Genomic DNA, 568 nt, shown 5'->3' with positions numbered 1-568 from the left:
CGAAGTTGAGCCGCGAGCGGCGGCTGGGCGCGGAAGGCCCAGAATGAAATGGGGGCCTGGAGAGACCAGCCGTTGCGAGTCGGCTCGAACGACCGGTTAGCCATCAGAGGCCTCCCGCGTGCAGCTCGAGGTTGAGTATTCCCAGCGACCGCCGGAATCCAGGCACCGATCCTGAGCGATGAACGTCTGAACATGGATGAGCGCCCAGACTGCGCCAGACGCGATTGCGAGAAGGATGGCGATACGTCCCAGAAGGCGCCAAGACTCGTGTGACTCGAAAGCGCGACGGACCACGCCGATTGAACTAGAGCCCTCTGGATTCTTGGGGCCAATCCAGTACCGGCTGTTGTCACCGAATGGCTCTTCGATGACGAAGACATCGTCGCCGATTCTGAACTCGCAAAAATCACTGGTATCCCGAAATAGCCTTGATCTCCGGACGATCTCCGCGCCAGGGATGGATTCCACAACTCGACAGGCCTGGCCCCGGGTCAGAAGTAAGTTTCCAACCTCAAACGCGAACGGCGTTCCATCGGCAGCGGGCAGGATATGGACGCGCATTTCTGAT

1 protein-coding gene is annotated in these 568 nt (G+C 59.7%); it reads right to left on the bottom strand.

Translation table 11 applies throughout. The features are described from left to right. Positions 1-96 precede the first annotated feature (96 nt). Positions 97-568 (bottom strand): hypothetical protein (locus tag LNV07_RS25385; RefSeq protein WP_263574000.1); only part of this gene is annotated, 472 nt, incomplete at its 5' end.

It is taken from the genome of Roseateles oligotrophus, assembly GCF_025717515.1.
Classification (GTDB): Bacteria; Pseudomonadota; Gammaproteobacteria; order Burkholderiales; family Burkholderiaceae_C; genus Paucibacter_A; species Paucibacter_A oligotrophus.
This window is presented reverse-complemented; position numbering and strand designations above follow the sequence as displayed.